At 62.3% G+C, this 18975-nt stretch carries 19 protein-coding genes; 7 read left to right on the plus strand and 12 right to left on the minus strand.

What is annotated here, in order from left to right; all coding sequences use genetic code 11:
* The gene (dnaA, locus tag N2597_RS00005) at nt 1-1551 is read left to right on the plus strand and encodes a chromosomal replication initiator protein DnaA (RefSeq protein WP_096763027.1); all 1551 of its coding nucleotides are present in this window, start codon (nt 1-3) and stop codon (nt 1549-1551) included.
* Between the two features lie 161 nt (nt 1552-1712).
* Complete coding sequence (locus N2597_RS00010; protein WP_096763026.1) at nt 1713-2825, plus strand: saccharopine dehydrogenase family protein; 1113 nt, start codon at nt 1713-1715, stop codon at nt 2823-2825.
* Between the two features lie 126 nt (nt 2826-2951).
* Here N2597_RS00010 and hemW read toward each other — a convergent pair whose 3' ends face one another.
* From hemW to rph, 4 genes are read right to left on the minus strand one after another with little or no spacing between them, the layout of a single operon-like run.
* Entirely contained in the window at nt 2952-4154 is a 1203-nt protein-coding gene (hemW, locus tag N2597_RS00015) for a radical SAM family heme chaperone HemW (RefSeq protein ID WP_183600033.1), read from the minus strand.
* A 9-nt stretch (nt 4155-4163) separates the two neighbouring features.
* Nucleotides 4164-4808, minus strand: a complete 645-nt coding sequence (gene rdgB / locus N2597_RS00020; RefSeq protein ID WP_009988396.1) for an RdgB/HAM1 family non-canonical purine NTP pyrophosphatase — start codon at nt 4806-4808, stop codon at nt 4164-4166.
* A complete protein-coding gene (locus tag N2597_RS00025) occupies nt 4809-5234 on the minus strand; it encodes a VOC family protein (RefSeq protein ID WP_183600031.1) in 426 nt (141 codons plus the stop codon).
* Nucleotides 5231-5950 carry a ribonuclease PH gene (gene rph, locus N2597_RS00030; protein WP_038686459.1) on the minus strand — a complete coding sequence of 240 codons (720 nt, stop codon included), beginning with the start codon at nt 5948-5950 and terminating at the stop codon, nt 5231-5233. Before rph ends, N2597_RS00025 begins: the two co-directional genes overlap by 4 nt.
* Before the next feature lie 126 nt (nt 5951-6076).
* Here rph and hrcA point away from each other — a divergent pair, with 126 nt between their 5' ends.
* Both hrcA and grpE read left to right on the plus strand, forming a co-directional pair.
* Entirely contained in the window at nt 6077-7165 is a 1089-nt protein-coding gene (gene hrcA / locus N2597_RS00035) for a heat-inducible transcriptional repressor HrcA (protein ID WP_038686460.1), read from the plus strand.
* Nucleotides 7166-7342: 177 nt separating this feature from the next.
* Entirely contained in the window at nt 7343-7975 is a 633-nt protein-coding gene (gene grpE, locus N2597_RS00040) for a nucleotide exchange factor GrpE (protein ID WP_183600029.1), read from the plus strand.
* Between the two features lie 39 nt (nt 7976-8014).
* On the opposite strand, the gene N2597_RS00045 is transcribed toward grpE, so the two are convergent.
* Nucleotides 8015-8959 carry a nucleoside hydrolase gene (locus N2597_RS00045; RefSeq protein WP_096763105.1) on the minus strand — a complete coding sequence of 315 codons (945 nt, stop codon included), beginning with the start codon at nt 8957-8959 and terminating at the stop codon, nt 8015-8017.
* 293 nt (nt 8960-9252) lie between these two features.
* Here N2597_RS00045 and N2597_RS00050 point away from each other — a divergent pair, with 293 nt between their 5' ends.
* From N2597_RS00050 to N2597_RS00060, 3 genes are all read left to right on the plus strand, one after another.
* Nucleotides 9253-9678, plus strand: coding sequence for an Hsp20 family protein (locus N2597_RS00050; RefSeq protein WP_009995207.1), 426 nt, complete (start codon nt 9253-9255; stop codon nt 9676-9678).
* 47 nt (nt 9679-9725) lie between these two features.
* The gene (locus tag N2597_RS00055; RefSeq protein WP_008524631.1) at nt 9726-9983 is read left to right on the plus strand and encodes a BQ00720 family protein; all 258 of its coding nucleotides are present in this window, start codon (nt 9726-9728) and stop codon (nt 9981-9983) included.
* A 363-nt stretch (nt 9984-10346) separates the two neighbouring features.
* Nucleotides 10347-11621 (plus strand): IS4 family transposase, encoded by a 1275-nt coding sequence (locus N2597_RS00060; protein WP_341356211.1) that lies wholly within the window; start codon nt 10347-10349, stop codon nt 11619-11621.
* A 96-nt stretch (nt 11622-11717) separates the two neighbouring features.
* Here N2597_RS00060 and trmB read toward each other — a convergent pair whose 3' ends face one another.
* From trmB to N2597_RS00095, 7 genes are all read right to left on the minus strand, one after another.
* Complete coding sequence (gene trmB, locus N2597_RS00065; protein ID WP_096763022.1) at nt 11718-12419, minus strand: tRNA (guanine(46)-N(7))-methyltransferase TrmB; 702 nt, start codon at nt 12417-12419, stop codon at nt 11718-11720.
* Nucleotides 12416-13669, minus strand: coding sequence for a methionine adenosyltransferase (gene metK / locus N2597_RS00070; protein ID WP_038686468.1), 1254 nt, complete (start codon nt 13667-13669; stop codon nt 12416-12418). The genes trmB and metK overlap by 4 nt, the downstream gene beginning before the upstream one ends.
* Nucleotides 13670-13845: 176 nt before the next feature.
* On the minus strand, nt 13846-14265 hold the full coding sequence (locus tag N2597_RS00075) for a helix-turn-helix domain-containing protein (RefSeq protein ID WP_038686469.1): 420 nt from the start codon (nt 14263-14265) through the stop codon (nt 13846-13848).
* Between the two features lie 151 nt (nt 14266-14416).
* Complete coding sequence (lnt, locus tag N2597_RS00080) at nt 14417-16021, minus strand: apolipoprotein N-acyltransferase (protein WP_183599646.1); 1605 nt, start codon at nt 16019-16021, stop codon at nt 14417-14419.
* A gap of 233 nt (nt 16022-16254) precedes the next feature.
* Nucleotides 16255-17400 carry a hemolysin family protein gene (locus N2597_RS00085; RefSeq protein ID WP_183599648.1) on the minus strand — a complete coding sequence of 382 codons (1146 nt, stop codon included), beginning with the start codon at nt 17398-17400 and terminating at the stop codon, nt 16255-16257.
* Complete coding sequence (gene ybeY / locus N2597_RS00090) at nt 17397-17912, minus strand: rRNA maturation RNase YbeY (RefSeq protein WP_086155872.1); 516 nt, start codon at nt 17910-17912, stop codon at nt 17397-17399. Before ybeY ends, N2597_RS00085 begins: the two co-directional genes overlap by 4 nt.
* Nucleotides 17912-18964, minus strand: a complete 1053-nt coding sequence (locus N2597_RS00095) for a PhoH family protein (RefSeq protein WP_038686477.1) — start codon at nt 18962-18964, stop codon at nt 17912-17914. Before N2597_RS00095 ends, ybeY begins: the two co-directional genes overlap by 1 nt.
* Between the last annotated feature and the right edge of the window lie 11 nt (nt 18965-18975).

Genomic DNA, 18975 nt, shown 5'->3' on the forward strand with positions numbered 1-18975 from the left:
ATGCAGATGAATACGATGACGGCAGGCGGGCACGACAATGGGGATGCGGCACCGCAGGCGTTCGGCTCCATTCGCCTTGAAATGGGAGAAGCAAAGGCGGAAATGAAGCAGAGCATATTGTTCGAGCGCGTCAGCGCGCGCTTGAAGGCCCAGGTCGGTCCTGACGTCTATGCCAGCTGGTTTGCCAGGTTGAAGCTGCATTCGGTTTCGAAGAGCGTCGTTCGCCTGTCGGTTCCCACGACCTTCCTGAAGTCGTGGATCAACAATCGTTATCTTGATCTCATCACCGGTCTGTTCCAGGCCGAAGACCCGGAAATCTTGAAGATCGAAATCCTGGTGCGCACGGCAACGCGCAGCGGCATGAAGGGCGCCGACGAGGCGGTCCAGCCCGAGCCGGCCGCTCCCGCGCAGATGCGCCGCCCGGCAAGCGCCCAGCCGGCCAGCCAGGCCGTGCAGCAGGCGGTTTCGGCTGCTGCCGCCGCAAGGCCGGCAAGCCTGGGTTCGCCGCTCTTCGGCTCGCCGCTCGATAGCCGTTTCACCTTCGATACCTTCGTGGAAGGCAGCTCGAACCGCGTTGCGCTTGCGGCTGCCAAGACGATCGCGGAAGCCGGTTCCGGCGCCGTGCGCTTCAATCCGCTCTTTGTCCATTCAACGGTCGGGCTCGGCAAGACGCACCTGCTGCAGGCGATTGCCAATGCCGCGGTGCAGAACCCGCGGGCTCTGCGCGTCGTCTATCTGACGGCGGAATATTTCATGTGGCGCTTCGCCACCGCGATCCGCGACAACGACGCGCTGACGCTGAAGGATTCGCTGCGCAACATCGACCTCTTGATCATCGACGACATGCAGTTCCTGCAGGGCAAAATGATCCAGCACGAATTCTGCCATCTCCTCAACATGCTGCTCGACAGCGCCAAGCAGGTGGTCGTCGCCGCCGACCGCGCGCCCTGGGAGCTGGAATCGCTCGATCCTCGTGTCCGCTCGCGCCTGCAGGGCGGTGTGGCGATCGAACTCGATGCGCCGGATTACGAAATGCGTCTCGAAATCCTCAAGCGGCGCCTTGCGGCTGCCCGCCAGGAGGATCCGTCGCTCGAAATTCCGGCCGATCTGCTCCAGCACGTAGCCCGCAACATCACGGCCAGCGGCCGCGAACTCGAAGGCGCCTTCAACCAGCTGATCTTCCGCCGCTCCTTCGAGCCGAACCTGTCGATCGAGCGCGTCGACGAACTGCTTGCTCATCTCGTCGGCTCCGGCGAACCGCGCCGTGTCCGCATCGAGGATATCCAGCGCATCGTCGCCCGGCATTACAATGTCTCGCGTCAGGAACTGGTCTCCAATCGCCGCACCCGCGTCATCGTCAAGCCGCGCCAGATCGCCATGTATCTTTCGAAAACGCTGACGCCGCGCTCCTTCCCCGAGATCGGCCGCCGTTTCGGCGGGCGTGATCACACCACCGTGCTGCACGCCGTGCGCAAGATCGAGGAGCTGATATCGGGAGACACCAAGCTTTCCCACGAAATCGAGCTGCTGAAGCGGCTGATCAACGAATAATTGGTGGATTTTCCAGGACATTCGGCGGCCGGAAGCGATTCCGGCCGTTTTCCTTTATAAGCTTTTTATTCTATACCTCCGCCCATTCCGTGCACGCCGATCTGAAGCGGCGCGCATCGGACAAAATGAAAGCGCCGAAGCGGGCGCGTGGGAGGATATGCATGAGTTTCAAAAAGATCGCCGTTCTCGGCCTGGGCAAGGTCGGACGGCTGGCGGCGACGCTGTTGCATGAAGGCGGCTTCGACGTCATCGGCGTCGATGCACAATTGCCGCTGGGCGATTTGCCCTTCAAGTGCCGCACCGGCGATATTTCCGACGTTCAGGTGATCGGCGAACTGCTCTCCACTGTCGAGGCGGTGCTCTCCTGCCTGCCCTATCACCTCAACATCGAACTGGCCCGCGCCGCCCATCTTGCCGGCATCCATTATTTCGATCTGACCGAAGACGTTCCCACCACCAATTTCATCATCGAACTGTCGAAGACGGCCCGCGGCCTGATGGCGCCGCAATGCGGGCTGGCGCCGGGCTTCGTCGGCATCGTCGGCGCAAGCCTTGCCGACGGCTTCGATCGCTGCCGCTCGATCCGCATGCGCGTCGGTGCCCTGCCGCAACATCCAACCGGCCTTCTCGGCTATGCCTTCAACTGGTCGCCGGAGGGTGTCGTCAACGAATATCTGAACGATTGCGAGGTCATCGAGGGCGGTGTGCGCAAGCTGGTCTCGCCGATGGAATGGCATGAGACGGTCTATGTCGGCGGCGTCAAGCTCGAAGCCTTCACCACTTCGGGCGGTCTCGGCACCATGTGCGACACCATGCTCGGCAAGATCGACAATCTCGACTACAAGACCATGCGTTACCCCGGCCATATGGAGCTGATGAACTTCTTCTTCCATGAGCTTCTGATGCGCGACAAGCGCGCACTCGCCGGCGAGATCCTGACCAATGCCAAGCCGCCCGTCGAAGACGACGTCGTCTACGTCCACGTCGCCGCCGAGGGGACGGAGAATGGCAGCCTGCGCCGCAAGGAATTCGTGCGCGCCTATTATCCGATCGAGATTGCCGGCGCGCGCCGCACGGCGATCGCCTGGACGACCTCGGCTTCGGTCGTCGCCGTCATCGAGATGGTCCGCGATGGGCTGTTGCCGGCGACCGGCTTCCTGCACCAGGAGCATATTCCGCTGGAGATGTTCCTGAAGACGCCGACCGGCAGCCTGTTCAAGGCGGGCGCTACTACAGCGCCGCGCGTCTCTTCAGGCGCGCAAAGGACGCTGTAGCACTTTGAATTGCTGCATATTTATCCTTAAATCGATTTCGATTTAAGGAATTATGCAGCGGCCACGGCTGAAAATGATATCGGCGCGGCGGTAAGGTTATCACTGGAAACAATCCGTTGTCCGACATCAGCAGGCGAGGTCGGCGACGACGGAATCGAGGATCAGCATGCCGGCCGGTGTGCAGCGCAGCCGTGAATTGCCGATCCGCTCGATGAATTTATGCTCAAGCAGAAATTCTTCGCGCTTCGGGTCGAGCTCGCGGCCGGAAAGCTGCTGCCAGCGGGCGAGATCGACACCTTCCCGCAGCCGCAGCCCCATCAGCAGCAATTCGTCGGACTGCTCCTCATAACCCAGCCGCTCCTCGTCGAGAATGCCGTGGCCGTCGCGCTCGACCATGTCGAGCCAGGCTTCCGGCTTGCGCTCGGTCGCCGTCGCGATCTTCTCGCGGCCGCGCGTCAGCCGGCCGTGCGCGCCCGGCCCGATGCCGGCATAATCGCCGTAACGCCAGTAGGTCAGATTGTGCCGGCTTTCCGCACCCGACCGGGCGTGGTTGGAGACCTCATAGGCGGGCATGCCCTCGCGCGCGGTGATCTCCTGCGTCGCCTCATAGAGCACGGCCGATTGCTCGCCATCCGGCACGATCAGCTTGCCCGCCTTGTGCAGACCGTAGAAGGGCGTGCCTTCCTCGATGGTCAGCTGATAAAGCGAAAGATGGTCGACCGCGTAGGAGATCGCCTGCCTCAGCTCGCGTTCCCATTCCTCGACCGTCTGGTTCGGCCGGGCATAGATGAGGTCGAAGGACATGCGCGGAAAAATGTCGCGCGCTAGCCGGATCGCCTTCAGCGCGTCGGCGACATCATGCAGCCGGCCGAGGAATTTCAGGTCGCGATCATCAAGCGCCTGCACGCCGAGCGAGACACGATTGACGCCGGCTGCCCGGTAGCCGCGGAAGCGCTCGGCCTCGACGCTTGATGGATTGGCCTCCATGGTGATCTCGATACCGTCAGGCACGTGCCAGTGCCGGGCAATGCCGTCGAGAATGGCGGAAACCGTTTCCGGATGCATCAGCGAGGGCGTGCCGCCGCCGAGGAAGATGCTCGTCACCGTCTTCGGCCCGCTCATCGCCCGCACCGCCGCCGTCTCCATCAGGAAGGCGGCGGCAAAGCGCTCCTGATCCACCGGCTGGTGGCGCACATGGCTGTTGAAGTCGCAATAGGGACACTTCGCGGCGCAGAAGGGCCAATGGACATAGACGCCGAAGCCGGGCTCGCCGGTATCGGGCAGCAGCGCTGCATCGCGCGGGGAGCTTGGCGTATCGAAATTGTCCACGTGGTGACCTTATGCCTCCAGGCAGGTTTCGACGAAGAGTTTGAAGGCGCGCGCCCGGTGCGACAGCGCCTGCGGCTTGCCGATATTCCAGCCGTGTTTTTCCTCGCCGCTCATCTCACCGAAGGTAACGCCGTAACCCTCCGGCTGGAAGACCGGATCGTAGCCGAAGCCCTGCGTGCCGCGCGGCGGCCAGACGACATTGCCTTCCACTTCGCCGCGGAAGAGTTCGGTATGCCCGTCCGGCCAGGCGAGGCAGAGCACGCTGACAAAACGCGCGGTGCGCTGTTCAGGCGTCGTGGCGCCGGCATCCTGCAGCGCCTTTTCCACCTTCGCCATCGCCATGTCGAAATCGCGCGTGCCGTCGGCTCTTTCCGCCCAATTGGCGGTGTAGACGCCGGGATCGCCGCCGAGCGCGTCGACCACCAGCCCGGAATCGTCCGACAGCGCCGGCATGCCGGCGGCATGGGCGGAGGCGACCGCCTTGATCGTCGCATTTTCCTCGAAGCTGGTGCCGGTTTCGTCGGGCTCGACGAAATTCAGCTCGGCTGCCGATTTTGCGGTGAAGCCGAGCGGCCCGATCAGTTCCTGGATCTCGCGGATCTTGCCGGCATTGTGGCTGGCGACAACGATGGTCTTCGTTTCAAGCTTGCGCATTCAGATATCCTGTTCGATGCCCCAGATTTTCGCCTCCGCGCATTCCAGGCTGTTGCCGGCCGGATCGCGGAAATAGATCGAGCGGCCGCCATTCGGCCAATGCACCTCGGATTCGATCGCCACACCTGCCGCCTTCAGCCGTTCGGCCATCGCATCGATATTGCGGCCGGCGACCCGGAAGCAGGCATGGCCCTCGCCGCTCGTGCCGTGCGGCGGCACCTGCAGCGCATTGGGCGCCGGCGGCTTGACCGTTTCCTCGGGGTTGAAGATCAGCAGCACGCCGGGGCCGCAGCGGAAGAAGACATGCCGGTTGGCCGCACGGGTGATCTTTTCAAGTCCGAGAACGTCTTCGTAGAAGACCTCGGCCGCATCGAGATCCCGCGCATAAAGCGCCGTTTCCAGCATGCCTTCCAGCATGGGGGTCATCCCGCAATCGCTTGTTTCTGCAGGGCGACGAGTTCGCCGATGCCGTTCTTGGCAAGACCCATCAGCGAGGTGAATTCCTCTTCGGTAAACGGCGTGCCTTCGGCCGTGCCCTGGATCTCGACGATGCCGCCGGCGCCGGTCATGACGAAATTGGCATCGGTCTCAGCCGAAGAATCCTCGAGGTAGTCGAGGTCGATCACCGCCTGGCTGGCGAAGACGCCGCAGGAGATGGCGGCGACATGATCCTTCAGGACCCGGTCAACCTTGATCATGTTGCGGCTTTCCATCCACTTCAGGCAATCGTAAAGCGCGATCCAGCCACCGGTGATCGACGCGGTCCGCGTGCCGCCATCGGCCTGGATGACATCGCAATCGAGGGTGATCTGCCGTTCGCCGAGCGCCTGCAGATCAACGACGGCGCGCAGGGACCGGCCGATCAGCCGCTGGATTTCCTGGGTGCGGCCACCCTGCTTGCCGGCGGCCGCCTCGCGCTTCATGCGTTCGCCAGTCGCCCGCGGCAGCATGCCGTATTCGGCCGTCACCCAGCCTTTGCCGGTATTGCGCAGCCACGGCGGCGTCTTTTCCTCGAGGCTTGCGGTACACAGCACATGCGTATCGCCGAACTTCACCAGGCAGGAGCCTTCCGCATGCTTGGAAAAGTTGCGCTCGAACGAGACCTTGCGCATCTGGTCGGTTTTTCTGCCTGAAGGCCGCATTCTTATCTCCTGGAGTTGCTGACCGCTTCTACGATTGGCTGCGCCCATTTGCAAATTCCCTTTTGCCACGGGGCTGAGTTTGACTATATTTTCGGGAAGCATCATCAGTGTGGGTTCGAGAGCTTCATGGGCATCAGGTCGACGTCGGTTTCAGATGCCGTTGCCGTGCTGGACGAGCGCTCCCGGGAAATCTTTCGCCGCATCGTCGAAGGGTATCTGGAAAGCGGTGAACCACTCGGCTCGCGCAATCTATCCCGCCTCCTGCCGATGTCGCTGTCGCCGGCCTCGGTGCGCAACGTCATGAGCGATCTCGAAGAACTCGGCCTGATCTATTCGCCGCATGTCAGCGCCGGCCGGCTGCCGACCCAGATCGGCCTGCGCTTCTTCGTCGATGCCTTCATGCAGATCGGCGATCTCTCCGCCGAGGAGCGCGCAAATATCGACCGTCAGGTGCGGGCCGAAAGCGGCGGCAATCCGGTCGAATCGATGATGAATGAGGCGAGCCGCATGCTGTCGGGCATTTCGCGCGGCGCCGGCCTCGTCATCACCTCGAAGAGCGATCCGGTGCTGAAACATGTCGAGTTCATCCGGCTGGAGCCGACAAAGGCGCTCGCCGTGCTCGTCGGCGATCACGACCAGGTGGAAAACCGCATCATCGAGCTGCCGGCCGGCGTCACCTCCTCGCAGCTGACGGAGGCGGCAAATTTCCTCAATGCGCACATGTCCGGCCAGACCCTGCCGGAGCTGCGCAAACAATTGAGCCGGCTGAAGGATGATGTCCGCCACGAGCTCGATGCGCTCTCGCGCGATCTCGTCGAGCGCGGCATCGCCGTCTGGGCCGGCAGCCCGGACGAAGGAAAGCCCGCCCAGCTGATCATTCGCGGCCGCGCCAACCTGCTCGAAGGGCTCGGTGGCGCCGAGGATCTCGACCGGCTGCGCATGCTGTTCGACGATCTCGAAAAGAAGGACAGCCTGATCGAGATCCTCAATCTGGCCGAAAGCGGCTCGGGCGTGCGCATCTTCATCGGCTCGGAAAACAAGCTCTTCTCGCTGTCGGGCTCATCGCTGATCGTCGCCCCCTATCGTGATGATGACGATCGGATCGTCGGCGCTGTCGGCGTCATCGGCCCGACGCGGCTCAATTATTCCCGCATCGTGCCGATGGTGGATTACACCGCCCAGCTCGTCTCCCGCCTTTCGCGCAATCCGCTTTGACGCGCTTTAGCTCATTGTTTTGATCCATGTCGTTATCCCGGAACCGCTGCACACTTCCGGGCGACATGCATTAGCGCGCAAGTCCGCGGAATTTTCGCTTCTTTGTCACGCAGGCTTGATTTTTTTCGGTCAAACCTCGATATCGGGCGCATCTGAAGACACCAACCGGAGACCGTCATGATCGATGAAACGACGAAAAACGGACCTGACGCAACTGCGGCCGATTCCGCAGCCGACGCTGCCGCCTACGTCGAGAACGATACCGTGCAGGAAGAGACCGCCCAGCCAGACCCGCTTGAGCTTCTGAAAGCCGAAAACAGCGAGCTGCGCGACCGCTACCTGCGCCTTGCCGCCGAGATGGACAATCTGCGCCGCCGCACCGAGCGCGAGGTCAAGGACGCCAAGTCCTATTCGGTCGCCGGTTTTGCCCGCGACATGCTCGCCGTCTCCGATAATCTGCGCCGGGCGCTGGATGCCATCTCTCCGGAAGCCAAGGCCACGGCCGATGCCGGCCTGACCACGCTGATCGAGGGTGTGGAGATGACCGAGCGGGCCATGCTGTCGGCGCTCGAGCGCCATGGCGTGCGCAAACTCGAGCCGGTCGGCCAGAAGTTCGATCCGAATTTCCATCAGGCGATGTTCGAGGTGCCGAACCCGGAGGTGCCGAACAACACGGTCGTCCAGGTCGTGCAGGCGGGCTTCACCATCGGCGAGCGCGTGCTGCGTCCGGCCATGGTCGGTGTCGCCAAGGGCGGGCCGAAGCCGGTCGAGGCAGAGGCCAATTCCGTCTTCGACGAGAAGGACGCCTGAGATCGCTTCCTTCTCTTTTGTTGGAGAAGGAAGACAAAATCAGATGCGGGCGAAGCGCTCGATCAAAAGATCGAAGAAGCCGTCCGCATCGACATGGCGCATCACCTTCGCATTGCGCTTGCGCTCCGTCACATGCCACCAGTCGACCACGGTCATGCCGACGGTAAGCTCGGACTGCACCTCGATTTCGACATTGCAGTCCCGGCCCTGGAAAAGCTCCGGCTTCAGGAGGTAGGCGATAACCGTGGGGTCGTGCAGCGGCCCGCCGTCGGAGCCGTATTTCTCGATATCGAAGCGCTCGAAGAATTCCAGCATCTCGACCATCGCCTTTGCCGGCGCCGTGCCGATCTCGGCCATGCGCTTCACCCGGTCCTTGCGGGTCAGCAACTGGTGCGTCACGTCAAGCGGCATCATGACGATCGAAATACCGGAGCGGAAGACGATGTCGGCGGCTTCCGGATCGACATAGATGTTGAACTCGGCCGCGGGCGTGATGTTGCCGCCCTCGAAGAAGCCGCCGCCCATCATCACCAATTCGCGAATGCGCGGGATGATATCGGGTGCCTTCTGAAAGGCCATGCCGATATTGGTGAGCGGCCCGAGCGTGCAGAGCGTCACGGTTCCTTCCGGCTCGCGGCGCAGCGTCTCGATGATGAAGTCGACGGAATGGGCCGGCTGCAGCGCCATCGTCGGCTCGGCGAGCTCGGGACCGTCGAGGCCGGTCTTGCCGTGCACGTGCTCCGCCGTCACCAGCTTGCGGGCGATCGGCTTATCGGCACCGGCGAAAACCTTCGTCTCCGGCCGGCCGCAGAGCTCGCAGACGATGCGCGCATTGCGGCTGGTGAGGGTTAGCGGCACATTGCCGGCGACGGTGGTGATCCCCAGCACCTCCAGCTCGTCGGGGCTGCCGAAGGCCAGCATGATGGCGGCCGCGTCGTCCTGGCCGGGATCCGTGTCGATGATGATTTTTCTTGCGCTTGCCATGCGATCGTCCCGTCCTTGCCATGCCCGTTGCTGCGGCATGCACCACTTCTTCATTTCCCGTCACAAATCAGCACATGTCGCCACGGGAATGTTTTGATGCGAGGCGATAGCCGCTTTGTCAAGCAAGGAGACCGGTGCCGGCCATCTTAGGCTTGAGACGAGTTAAATTCGGGAGGCGTCGCCGATGGACCGCCTGTGCCTTGCAGCGCCGGGGTCCTGTCCCCATATTAGCGGCATCCGGATGCTGCGCTTGAGGTCCGGGATGGTCGCTTGCATCAAGGACTTGAAAAGAGATGAGCCGCATTACCCCTTTCGCCAGCCCGCTGCTTCTGGGCTTCGATGCCATGGAAAAGACGCTGGAGCGCATTTCCAAGGCGAGCGACGGATATCCGCCCTACAATATTGAACGCATCGCCGCTGACAGCGGCGCGCCGGAACGTCTGCGCATCACCCTTGCGGTTGCCGGCTTCAGCGAGGAGGAACTCGACGTTTCTACCGAAGAGAATCAGCTTGTCATCCGCGGCCGCCAGGTGGAACATGGCGAGCGGGACTTTCTCTATCGCGGCATCGCCGCCCGCCAGTTCCAGCGCACCTTCGTTCTTGCCGACGGCATGCAGGTGCTCGGCGCCGGCCTGAAGAACGGCCTGCTCTCCGTCGATCTAATTCGGCCGGAACCCGCGCGCATGGTCAAGAAAATTAACATTTCGGTTTCACAGTAGCACAACGGTTTGTCGAACCGTTGGTCCCTTCTTCCGGAGGAACAGGAATGTTGATGAAAGAAGCCACGTCTCACTTGACCAAATCCGAGCTTGCCCACATCGGCAACGGCGAGGTCGCCTATATCAGAAAAATGCGCACCGAAGAGGTCGCCAAGTGTTTCCCCGAGGCGCCGGATATCGATCCGAACGTCGATCTCTGGGCGCTCTTCGGTGCCGACGGCACGCCGATCCTGTTGACAGACAACCGCTCCAGCACCTTCTTCAAGGCTGCCGAGGACGAACTGAAGACGGTCAGCCTGCACTGACCGTCAGATAGCGCCTAATGTCGCGACGTTGCTTCAGGATGGGCTGATCGCCCGATGGTGCTGTGCCTGTGGCCCCCTCATCCGACCCTTCGGGCCACCTTCTCCCCGAGGGGAGAAGAGGGAGCAAGCTGTGCAGACACTGCCTAAAATGAACCTGTCTGCTTAAAGGCACTCCGTCCAAATGGGGCAGATGCCGAAGCGGCATTCTCCTTCTTCTCCCCAGCGGGGCTATGGCATTCACACATTTAGAATTGCCTATGGAATGGCGTTCTGATTCTCTTGCTGCAAGCAGGAGAATTGAGCGATGGATGATTTGAGCCTGGGGCGGTTTGGCGACCGTCGCCTGGAAAAAGGGGGGCGTTCTTGCTGGAGCGCCTTATTGCGACGGCCGGCCAGGGAATGCGGGTGCGCAAGCTCGGCGGCAATCGGGCCGGAGAGATCCGCTTGACCCGGTTCTTACGCAATGGAGCGGTCGATCCGCAGGCGATGATCGATGAAGCGGCCTTGCGCACGGCCGGCCGCTGCGCGGATCGGCACATCCTGGCCATTCAGGATACGACGGTGGTCCGTTCCAGCGGCGGTGGCGGTCTTTATCTGCATGCGATGATCGGGGTCGACGCCGACGATGGCGCGATCGTCGGGGCGATCCATGGACAGTTTCTAAGCCGCGACCAGGGCAAGCGCGGCACCCAGCGGGCGCGTGCGATCGAAGAGAAGGAGAGCTATCGCTGGCTGGAGGGCGCCGACCGGGCGGCTGAGGTTTGCGCAGCGGCGCGCCACATCACCGTCATTGCCGACCGCGAAAGCGATATCTACGAGGCCTTCACCCGCAGGCCTGCCAATGTCGACCTTGTCGTGCGCGCCGCCAAAGACCGCAGTTTCGGCAAAGACCAGCCGTCGCTATTTGCCATGGCCGATGCCTTGCCGGTTGCGGCAAACCTTGCCTTCACCCTGCCGGCCAAGCCGGGCCGCAAGCAGCGCGACACGCAGCTGGCGATCCGCTTCAGCGCGGTGACATTGCTGCCCCCGAAGAACGGCATCTACAAGAAGACCCCGGGTGGGGTGCGCCTTTATCTGCTGGATGTGCGCGAGAGCACGCCGCCACCGGGCGAGACGCCGATCCATTGGCGGCTGCTGACGACCTACGCGGTGTCGGATGCCGACCAGGCGGCGGCGGTCATCGCCCTTTATCGCCGCCGCTGGACGATCGAGCAATTGTTCCGCACCCTGAAGACCCAGGGCTTCGACATCGAAGGCCTGCGCATCGAGGACGCGGGGGCGCTGAGCAATCTGGTGACGGCCGCCTTCGTCGCCGCCGTCATCGTGCAACAACTGGTTCATGCTCGCGACGGCGCCCCACCCGGCAGCACCTTGCGCCCCATCGAAGACGCCTTCGAGCCGAGCGACCGGCCGCTGCTGGAAGCCTTCTGCGCCAAGCTTCAGGGCAACACCGCCAAACAGAAGAACCCGCATCCCAAAGGGTCGCTGGCCTATGCCGCCTGGGTCTGCGCCCGCCTCGGCGGATGGACCGGCTACTACGGCAAGCCTGGGCCAATCGTCATGCTCGACGGATGGCAGCAGTTCCAGGCCGCCAAACGCGGCGTAGACCTCCTCTTATCAGCTTTCGACAATGTGTGAATCTAATAGCCCAGCGGGGAGAAGGTGGCCCGAAGGGTCGGATGAGGGGGCCGCACGGCACGCCCGTCACTATTGCCCTTTAGCTGCCGTCGAAACTCAAATTTTCCGAAACGTCAGATAGGCCGAAGACCGGCCCTCGCGCCGCGCCTTGGCCTCGTAGCGGGTGCTCGGCCAGCCCTCGTAGGGCGTCAGCCAGTCGGCTGCATTGTCGGCGAGCCAGTCGAAGCCGCTATGGTCCCGGCATTTGAGCAGCGTCCAGTTCACATAGGTGTCGATGTCGGAGGCGAAGCAGAACAGGCCGCCGGCCTTCAGCACGCGATGGAAGCGGTCGAGATTGGTCTTCGACACGAAGCGGCGTTTCCAGTGCTTGCGCTTCGGCCAGGGGTCGGGATAGAGCAGATCGATCTGGTCGAGCGACGCGTCCGGCAGCCAGTCGAGCAGCTGCGTCGCATCATCATTATAGACGCGGATATTGCGCGCGCCGGTGTCGCCGATGCGCGACAACAGCTTCTGCATGGAATTGACGAAGGGCTCGACGCCGATGAAGCCGGTCGCAGGCCGTTCCAAGGCGCGGTGCATCAAATGCTCGCCACCGCCGAAACCGATTTCCAGCCGCAATGTTTTGACGGGAACCGGAAAGAGGGATGTCAGCGGCTCCGGAGGAGCCGCCGAGAGGTCGACGAGGAATGCCGGGAGCAGGCTGTTTAACGTCTCAGCCTGCTGTTCGCGCAGGGCCTTGCCCTTACGGCGACCGAAAAAGGCTTCGGTCGCCCGGCCCCGGCGTTCCATATCCGTCATGCAGCAGCCTTGATCTTGACGGCTTCCTTCAGCGCCTTGACGAGGTCGGTGCGCTCCCAGGAGAACGAGCCGTCGCGGCCGGCCTTGCGGCCGAAATGGCCGTAAGCGGAAGTCTTGGCGTAGATCGGCTTGTTGAGGTCGAGGTGACGGCGGATGCCCGACGGCGACAGGTCCATATTCTCGCGGATCGCCGCTTCGACCTGGTCCTCGGAAACGCCCTTGCCGGTGCCGTGCAGATCGACATAGATCGACAGCGGCTGGGCGACGCCGATCGCGTAGGAGAGCTGGATCGTGCAGCGGTCGGCAAGGCCGGCGGCCACGACGTTCTTGGCGAGATAGCGGGCAGCATAAGCGGCCGAACGGTCGACCTTGGTCGTGTCCTTGCCGGAGAATGCGCCGCCGCCATGCGGTGCGGCGCCGCCATAGGTATCGACGATGATCTTGCGGCCAGTGAGACCGGCGTCGCCGTCCGGGCCGCCGATGACGAACTTGCCGGTCGGGTTGATGTACCACTTGCAATCATCGGCAATCTTCAGCTCGCCGAGCGCTTCGCGGATATAGGGTTCGACGACGGCGCGGACCTTCTTCGAATCCCAGCTCTCATCGAGATGCTGGGTGGAAAGCACGATCGAGGTCGCTTCCGACGGCTTGCCGTCGAGATAGCGCACGGTCACCTGGCTCTTGGCGTCGGGGCCGAGCTTGGCGACTTCGCCATCACCCTTCTTGCGGGCGGCCGCCAGCAGCTGCAGGATCTTGTGGGAATAATAGATTGGCGCCGGCATCAGGTCCGGCGTCTCGCGGCAGGCATAACCGAACATGATGCCCTGGTCGCCGGCGCCCTCGTCGCCCTGCTGGTCGGCGGCGCTGTCGACGCCCTGGGCGATGTCGGCCGATTGCGAGTGCAGAAGCACGTCGATCTTGGCCTTCTTCCAGTGGAAGCCGTCCTGCTCGTAGCCGATATCCTTGATCGCGCGGCGGGCGGCGGCCTTGAACTTGGACGGATTGATGACGTCGTTGCCGTCCTTGTCCTTCTTCATCAGGCTCGGCGGCAGGCGGACCTCGCCGGCGATGACGACGCGGTTGGTGGTCGCCAGCGTTTCGCAGGCAATGCGCACGCCCCACGGATTGACGCCGGTCTTGGCCGCTTCGCGGTAGACCAGATCGACGATCTCGTCGGAGATGCGGTCACACACTTTGTCCGGGTGACCTTCGGCAACAGATTCGCTGGTAAAGAGATAATTCGCGCGCATTCCGGGATTCCCCTCAAAGAATAAAAGCTTGCTAGTAGGTACTCAGTTCGTGCGCTGATGACAAGCGCAGAAGGACATAAATATATCTTTATATCTGCGGCAAAGTGACAAATTTTGCCCCAAAAACGCAAAAAAGCGGCCTTTCGGCCGCCTCCATGCTGCGAAGGGAGCTGTGATCAGTCGGCGTCGGCTTCCGCGGCAAGCGCCTTGACCAGTTCCACGACCTTGCGGCGAACCTTGGGATCGGAAATCTTCACGAAGGCGCGGTTCAGTTGCAGGCCTTCGGAGGAGGAGAGGAAGTCGACGACATAATTCGAGCTCGAGGTTTCGGCCATGCCGCCAATGGCGCCGGAATGTTCGCCGGGCGCATCCTCGAAGAAGAAGGAGACCGGAACATTCAAGATGCTCGAGATGTTCTGCAGACGGCTTGCGCCGACGCGGTTGGTTCCCTTTTCATATTTCTGGATCTGCTGGAAGGTGATGCCGAGGCTTTCGCCAAGCTTTTCCTGGCTCATGCCCAGCATTGTTCGGCGAAGGCGAATGCGGCTGCCAACATGGATGTCGATCGGATTTGGCTTCTTTTTGTTTTCAATCATGGTCGTGCCCTAGCTACGAATTTCAACCTGTTTCTAACCGGCATGCCCCTGATCCATCCCAAAACGCCACGTTGCAGTTGGTGGGAACCCACCTTCCAACATCCGTTAAGAACGCCGATTGTCATCACTATGCAATTTTAGGGGTTTTTGGTCAATTCAACCCTAAAATAAAACCTCCGCGTGAAATCAGCGCAATCAAAATCAGCAGAGCCTCGGTCAACCAGAAGTATGTCTGGTGGGGGTATGTGGTTCCGAACCCTTCACCGAAGCTATCGACAGTTGCATCAATAAAGCCGGTTTCTCCAAGATCGAAGCCGGCGATTATTTCTCCATGGGCGTTCACCAGCGCCGAAATACCGCTATTGGCATCGCGAATCAGCGGCAGGCCGGTCTCGACCGCCCGCACCCGCGCCTGTAGGAAATGTTGGTAGGGGCCGGGGGTCATGCCGAACCAGGCATCATTGGTGAGGTTGAGGAGGGCGTTGGCGTCTTTTATGTCGCCGGTCATTTCACCCGGAAAAATGATCTCGTAGCAGATCAGCGGATAAAGATTGAGGCCGCCGGGCAGCGCCAGCAGGTGCCGGCTTGCGGCAGCCGAAAACCCGCCCGGTATCTCCACGACGTTCTGGATTCCGAATTCGGTCAGCAGGTCTTCGAAGGGCAGATATTCGCCGAAGGGCACCAGATGCACCTTGTCGGAGGCGGCGATGATCTGACCGCGGCCGTCGATCACATAGATGGAATTATAGTAGCGCACCGGCGTGCCCGGCCCCATTTCCTCGGCGCGCACTGCGCCGGCGATCAGGATCTGGTCATCGTCGAGCGTATCGGCGATCCGCGTCAGCGCATCCTGGTTGTCGGTCAGGATGAAGGGGATCGAGGTTTCCGGCCAGACGATGATATTGGGCTTGCGCCCGCCATTTTTAGGCGCCTCGGCCGAAAGCTTCAGATCCGTCTCGAAGATCGCATTGCGATCGGCGTCGTTGTCCATCTTCGCCGCCTGGTCGATATCAGGCTGCACCAGCCGCACCACCGGCCGCTTGTCCTCGGGCAACGGCGCCGGCCGCGGCGCCAGATAGAGAGCGTAGGCGCCGTAGCCGAGATGGGCGGCAAACAGCAGGACGGCAAGCGCAATGCCGGTGCGAGCGCCCTGCCGGGTCCCGACAAGGGCGGGCGCGGAAAACACGAAAACGGCAAGGGCAGTCACCCCCATCGCCCCGATCACGTGCGCCGACTGCATCATCAGCGGAACCGGCATCAGGCCGTAGCCGATGGCGTTCCAGGGAAAACCGGTGAGGATGACGCTGCGAAGCCATTCCATTAGCCCGAAGCCAGCCGCAAGTGCGGCGATCCGCCCCATGCCGTCGGACCAGAAGATGCGGGCCAGCGCAACAGCCAGCCCGTAGAAGATCGCCAGACAGGCCGGCAGACCGAGGATGGCGAGCGGCAGCGCCCAGGCGAACTCCTCCGAATCGACCAGCAGCGCATGGCCGAGCCACCAGAGGCCGGCGACGAAATAGCCGAAGCCGAACAGCCAGCCGACCGCGAAGGCCGGCCACAGCCTGCCGATCAGGCCGCTTTCAGGCGAAGCCGCTGCCCCGTCGATCAGCCAGACGAGCAGCGTGAAGGAGAGGAACATCGCCGCGAAAAAACCGAAGGGCGGCAGCGCCAGCACCGCGAACGCGCCTGCGCCGATCGCCAGCAACGACCGTTTGAACCCCCAGACGAGGATAACCCTGTCCGCAAGCCGCTCCATGCACACTCCCGTCAAGCCGCGAATCAACCGATCCGCAGTCTTTCAAAAAAGCGGCGCTTTGTCCTGTTAGAGCATGTCGCGCAAAAGTGTGCCGCGGTTTTGCGGCAACGACATGCGCAAAAACAAAGAGCCAAATTAAAGCGCAAGGAGCGAATCTGAAAGATCGCGACACGCTTTAATGCATGTCGTCAGGAACTGTGCGGCAGTTCCTGACGACATGTTCAAGCAAGGGACTAGTTGGCGGTCGATTCGGCTGGCCGGTCGTCGCCGGTCTCGGAGCCGGGCGTGATGTCGCCGGCCTCTTTGGCGCGGCGGCGGATCGCGTGGCGCTTGCGGGTGATGCGCAGCCGTTTGATGCGGCGCGGATCGGCGTCGAGGATGTGAAACTCGAAATTCGGCAGCGCCTGAACGACCTCGCCGCGCACCGGAATGCGGCCGAGTGCCGAGAAGATCAGCCCGCCCAGCGTATCGACCTCGTCGACCTGCTCGCTGATGTCGAAATCCGGCCCGATCGCTTCGGCGATCTCTTCCAGTTCGACCCGGGCGTCGGCGATGAAAACGTCTTCGGCGACGCGTTTGAACATCACCTCTTCGTCATCATGTTCGTCGTCGATGTCGCCAACCACCATTTCGACGATGTCCTCATGCGAGGCGAGACCGTCGGTGCCGCCATATTCGTCGATGACGAGGGCCATCTGCGTGCGGTTCACCTGCATGCGGCGCAAGAGATCGGAGGCCAACATCGACGGCGGTACGAACAGGATCTTGCGGATGATGCCGGCCTCGGCCAGCGTCTTCTGCAGGTCGACGCGGGCAAGATCGAAATTCGACTTGGCCGAACGCGGCGGCTTCTGGATATTCTCAGGCGCAACCTCGATCGCCGGCACCGCGAACGAAGGTTTCGTCGGGCCGCGGCGCTTGTTGCGCGCCTGCTTGGCGACATAGGAGAGCAGGTCGCGGATATGCACCATGCCGCGCGGATCGTCGAGTGTATCGGCATAGACGGGCATGCGCGAACGGCCGGATTCCTCGAACAGGATCATCAGCTCGCCGATGGTGATGTTCTGATCGACCGCCTCGATGTCGGCGCGCGGCACCATCACGTCGGCAACGCGCACCTCGCGGAAGCGCAGGATATTGTGCAGCATCGCCCGCTCGTCGGGAGAAAAGGCGTCGTCGCCAGCCGCGTCGGTCATCAGCGCGTCGGCGAGATCCTCGCGCAGTCGTGACCCTTGTTGTGGGCGAAGTATGCGCGCGGCGCGCGACCAGAAGGATTGGGATCGGCCGGATGGCCGACTGCTACTGCCCGCCTCGTCCGAAGAAGAGGATGGCTCAGAGTCCTTGGCGTCTGCCGCCGGCTTCGTCGTAAAGTCGCTCATGGTTCCATTTTAAGGTCTTGACCCTCGTAAGGATCAGATAGGCCGAGCTGCGCCAAAATGCGAGTCTCCAGCCCCTCCATAATTTCGGCTTCGGTACTATTCATATGGTCGTAGCCGAGAAGATGCAAGAAACCGTGCACCAGAAGATGGGTCAGGTGGTCGTCGAAACTTTTTTCGAGCTCATGGGCCTCCCGCTCCACCGTCTCCCGGGCAAGGATGATGTCGCCGAGCATCGGGCCGGGCATTTTGCCCGGCTTGACCGGAAAGGCCGGAAAGGACAGCACGTTGGTCGCCTTGTCCTTGCCGCGCCATTCGGCGTTGATGTCCTGGATCGAGGCGTCGTCGGTAAAGACCAGCGACACCTCGGGCGGCATCGTCGGAAAGGGCTGCTTTTCGCTGTCGCGGAGATAGATCGCCGCTGCCCCGAGCACGTGGCCGCAAAAAGCCAGCAGCGTCTCCTCCTCGGGCCAGCCGATGTTCTCGATGCTGATCTGGATGTCGAGCTCGGCCATCAGTCGGGCCGGCTGACGTCTTCGGCTTCGACGGCATAGGTGGAATCATAGGCTCTGACGATGCGCCCGACCAGCGGATGACGCACGACGTCGGTATCCTTGAAGCGCACGATCGAGATGCCCTCGACGCCGTTCAGCAGTTGCAGGGCCTCGACGAGGCCGGATTTGACGCCGCGCGGCAGGTCGATCTGGCTCGGGTCGCCGGTGACGATCATCCGGGCATTCTCGCCGAGGCGCGTCAGGAACATCTTCATCTGCATCGATGTGGTGTTCTGCGCTTCGTCGAGGATGATCGCGGCATTGGCGAGCGTGCGGCCGCGCATGAAGGCGAGCGGCGCGATTTCGATGACGCCGGCGGTGATCGCCCGGTCGACCTTGTCGGCCGGGATCATGTCGTAGAGCGCGTCATAGAGCGGGCGAAGATAGGGATCGACCTTTTCCTTCATGTCGCCCGGCAGGAAGCCGAGGCGCTCGCCGGCCTCGACGGCCGGACGCGACAGGATGATCTTTTCGACGGCGCCGCGTTCCAGCAGCTGGGCGGCATGGGCGACGGCGAGATAGGTCTTGCCGGTGCCGGCCGGTCCGACGCCGAAGACCAGTTCGGAGCGTTCCAGCGCCCTGATATAGGCGTCCTGGGTCGGCGTGCGGGCGATGATCGTCTTCTTGCGGGTGGAAACCTGCGCCATCGTCAGCTTGGCCTTGCGCTCCATCGTCGGCAGGCTGAGCTGGTCGTCGGCGGCGACCGCCATGCGGATTGCGCCCTCGACGTCGGATCGTTCCACGCTGCCGCCTTTCTGAAGCTTTTCATAGAGATAATCGAGCGTGCGCCGTGCCTGGTTTGTGGTCACGACATCGCCCGATATGACGACGGAATTGCCGCGCGCCCGCGCATCGATGTTGAGCCGCTCCTCGAGCAGCTTGAGGTTCTGGTCGAATTGACCGAAGAGCTCGCTTGCGAACCGATTGTTCTCGAACGTCAGGACGAAGTGATTGGTGTCGCTCGGCGTGCGGGGGTGGCGCGGTGAAGAAGAAACCAATTCTTGTCCGTTCAAGCGGTCGGGCT

This window comes from Rhizobium sophoriradicis, from assembly GCF_025200795.1.
GTDB lineage: Bacteria > Pseudomonadota > Alphaproteobacteria > Rhizobiales > Rhizobiaceae > Rhizobium > Rhizobium sophoriradicis.

Bases quoted from the DNA above. Each gene is read 5' to 3' on its own strand.
- dnaA (WP_096763027.1), top strand. From the start codon at position 1: ATGCAGATGAATACGATGACGGCAGGCGGGCACGACAATGGGGATGCG.
- N2597_RS00010 (WP_096763026.1), top strand. From the start codon at position 1,713: ATGAGTTTCAAAAAGATCGCCGTTCTCGGCCTGGGCAAGGTCGGACGG.
- rdgB (WP_009988396.1), bottom strand. From the start codon at position 4,808: ATGCGCAAGCTTGAAACGAAGACCATCGTTGTCGCCAGCCACAATGCC.
- N2597_RS00025 (WP_183600031.1), bottom strand. From the start codon at position 5,234: ATGACCCCCATGCTGGAAGGCATGCTGGAAACGGCGCTTTATGCGCGG.
- rph (WP_038686459.1), bottom strand. From the start codon at position 5,950: ATGCGGCCTTCAGGCAGAAAAACCGACCAGATGCGCAAGGTCTCGTTC.
- hrcA (WP_038686460.1), top strand. From the start codon at position 6,077: ATGGGCATCAGGTCGACGTCGGTTTCAGATGCCGTTGCCGTGCTGGAC.
- grpE (WP_183600029.1), top strand. From the start codon at position 7,343: ATGATCGATGAAACGACGAAAAACGGACCTGACGCAACTGCGGCCGAT.
- N2597_RS00045 (WP_096763105.1), bottom strand. From the start codon at position 8,959: ATGGCAAGCGCAAGAAAAATCATCATCGACACGGATCCCGGCCAGGAC.
- N2597_RS00050 (WP_009995207.1), top strand. From the start codon at position 9,253: ATGAGCCGCATTACCCCTTTCGCCAGCCCGCTGCTTCTGGGCTTCGAT.
- N2597_RS00055 (WP_008524631.1), top strand. From the start codon at position 9,726: ATGTTGATGAAAGAAGCCACGTCTCACTTGACCAAATCCGAGCTTGCC.
- trmB (WP_096763022.1), bottom strand. From the start codon at position 12,419: ATGACGGATATGGAACGCCGGGGCCGGGCGACCGAAGCCTTTTTCGGT.
- metK (WP_038686468.1), bottom strand. From the start codon at position 13,669: ATGCGCGCGAATTATCTCTTTACCAGCGAATCTGTTGCCGAAGGTCAC.
- N2597_RS00075 (WP_038686469.1), bottom strand. From the start codon at position 14,265: ATGATTGAAAACAAAAAGAAGCCAAATCCGATCGACATCCATGTTGGC.
- lnt (WP_183599646.1), bottom strand. From the start codon at position 16,021: ATGGAGCGGCTTGCGGACAGGGTTATCCTCGTCTGGGGGTTCAAACGG.
- N2597_RS00085 (WP_183599648.1), bottom strand. From the start codon at position 17,400: ATGAGCGACTTTACGACGAAGCCGGCGGCAGACGCCAAGGACTCTGAG.
- ybeY (WP_086155872.1), bottom strand. From the start codon at position 17,912: ATGGCCGAGCTCGACATCCAGATCAGCATCGAGAACATCGGCTGGCCC.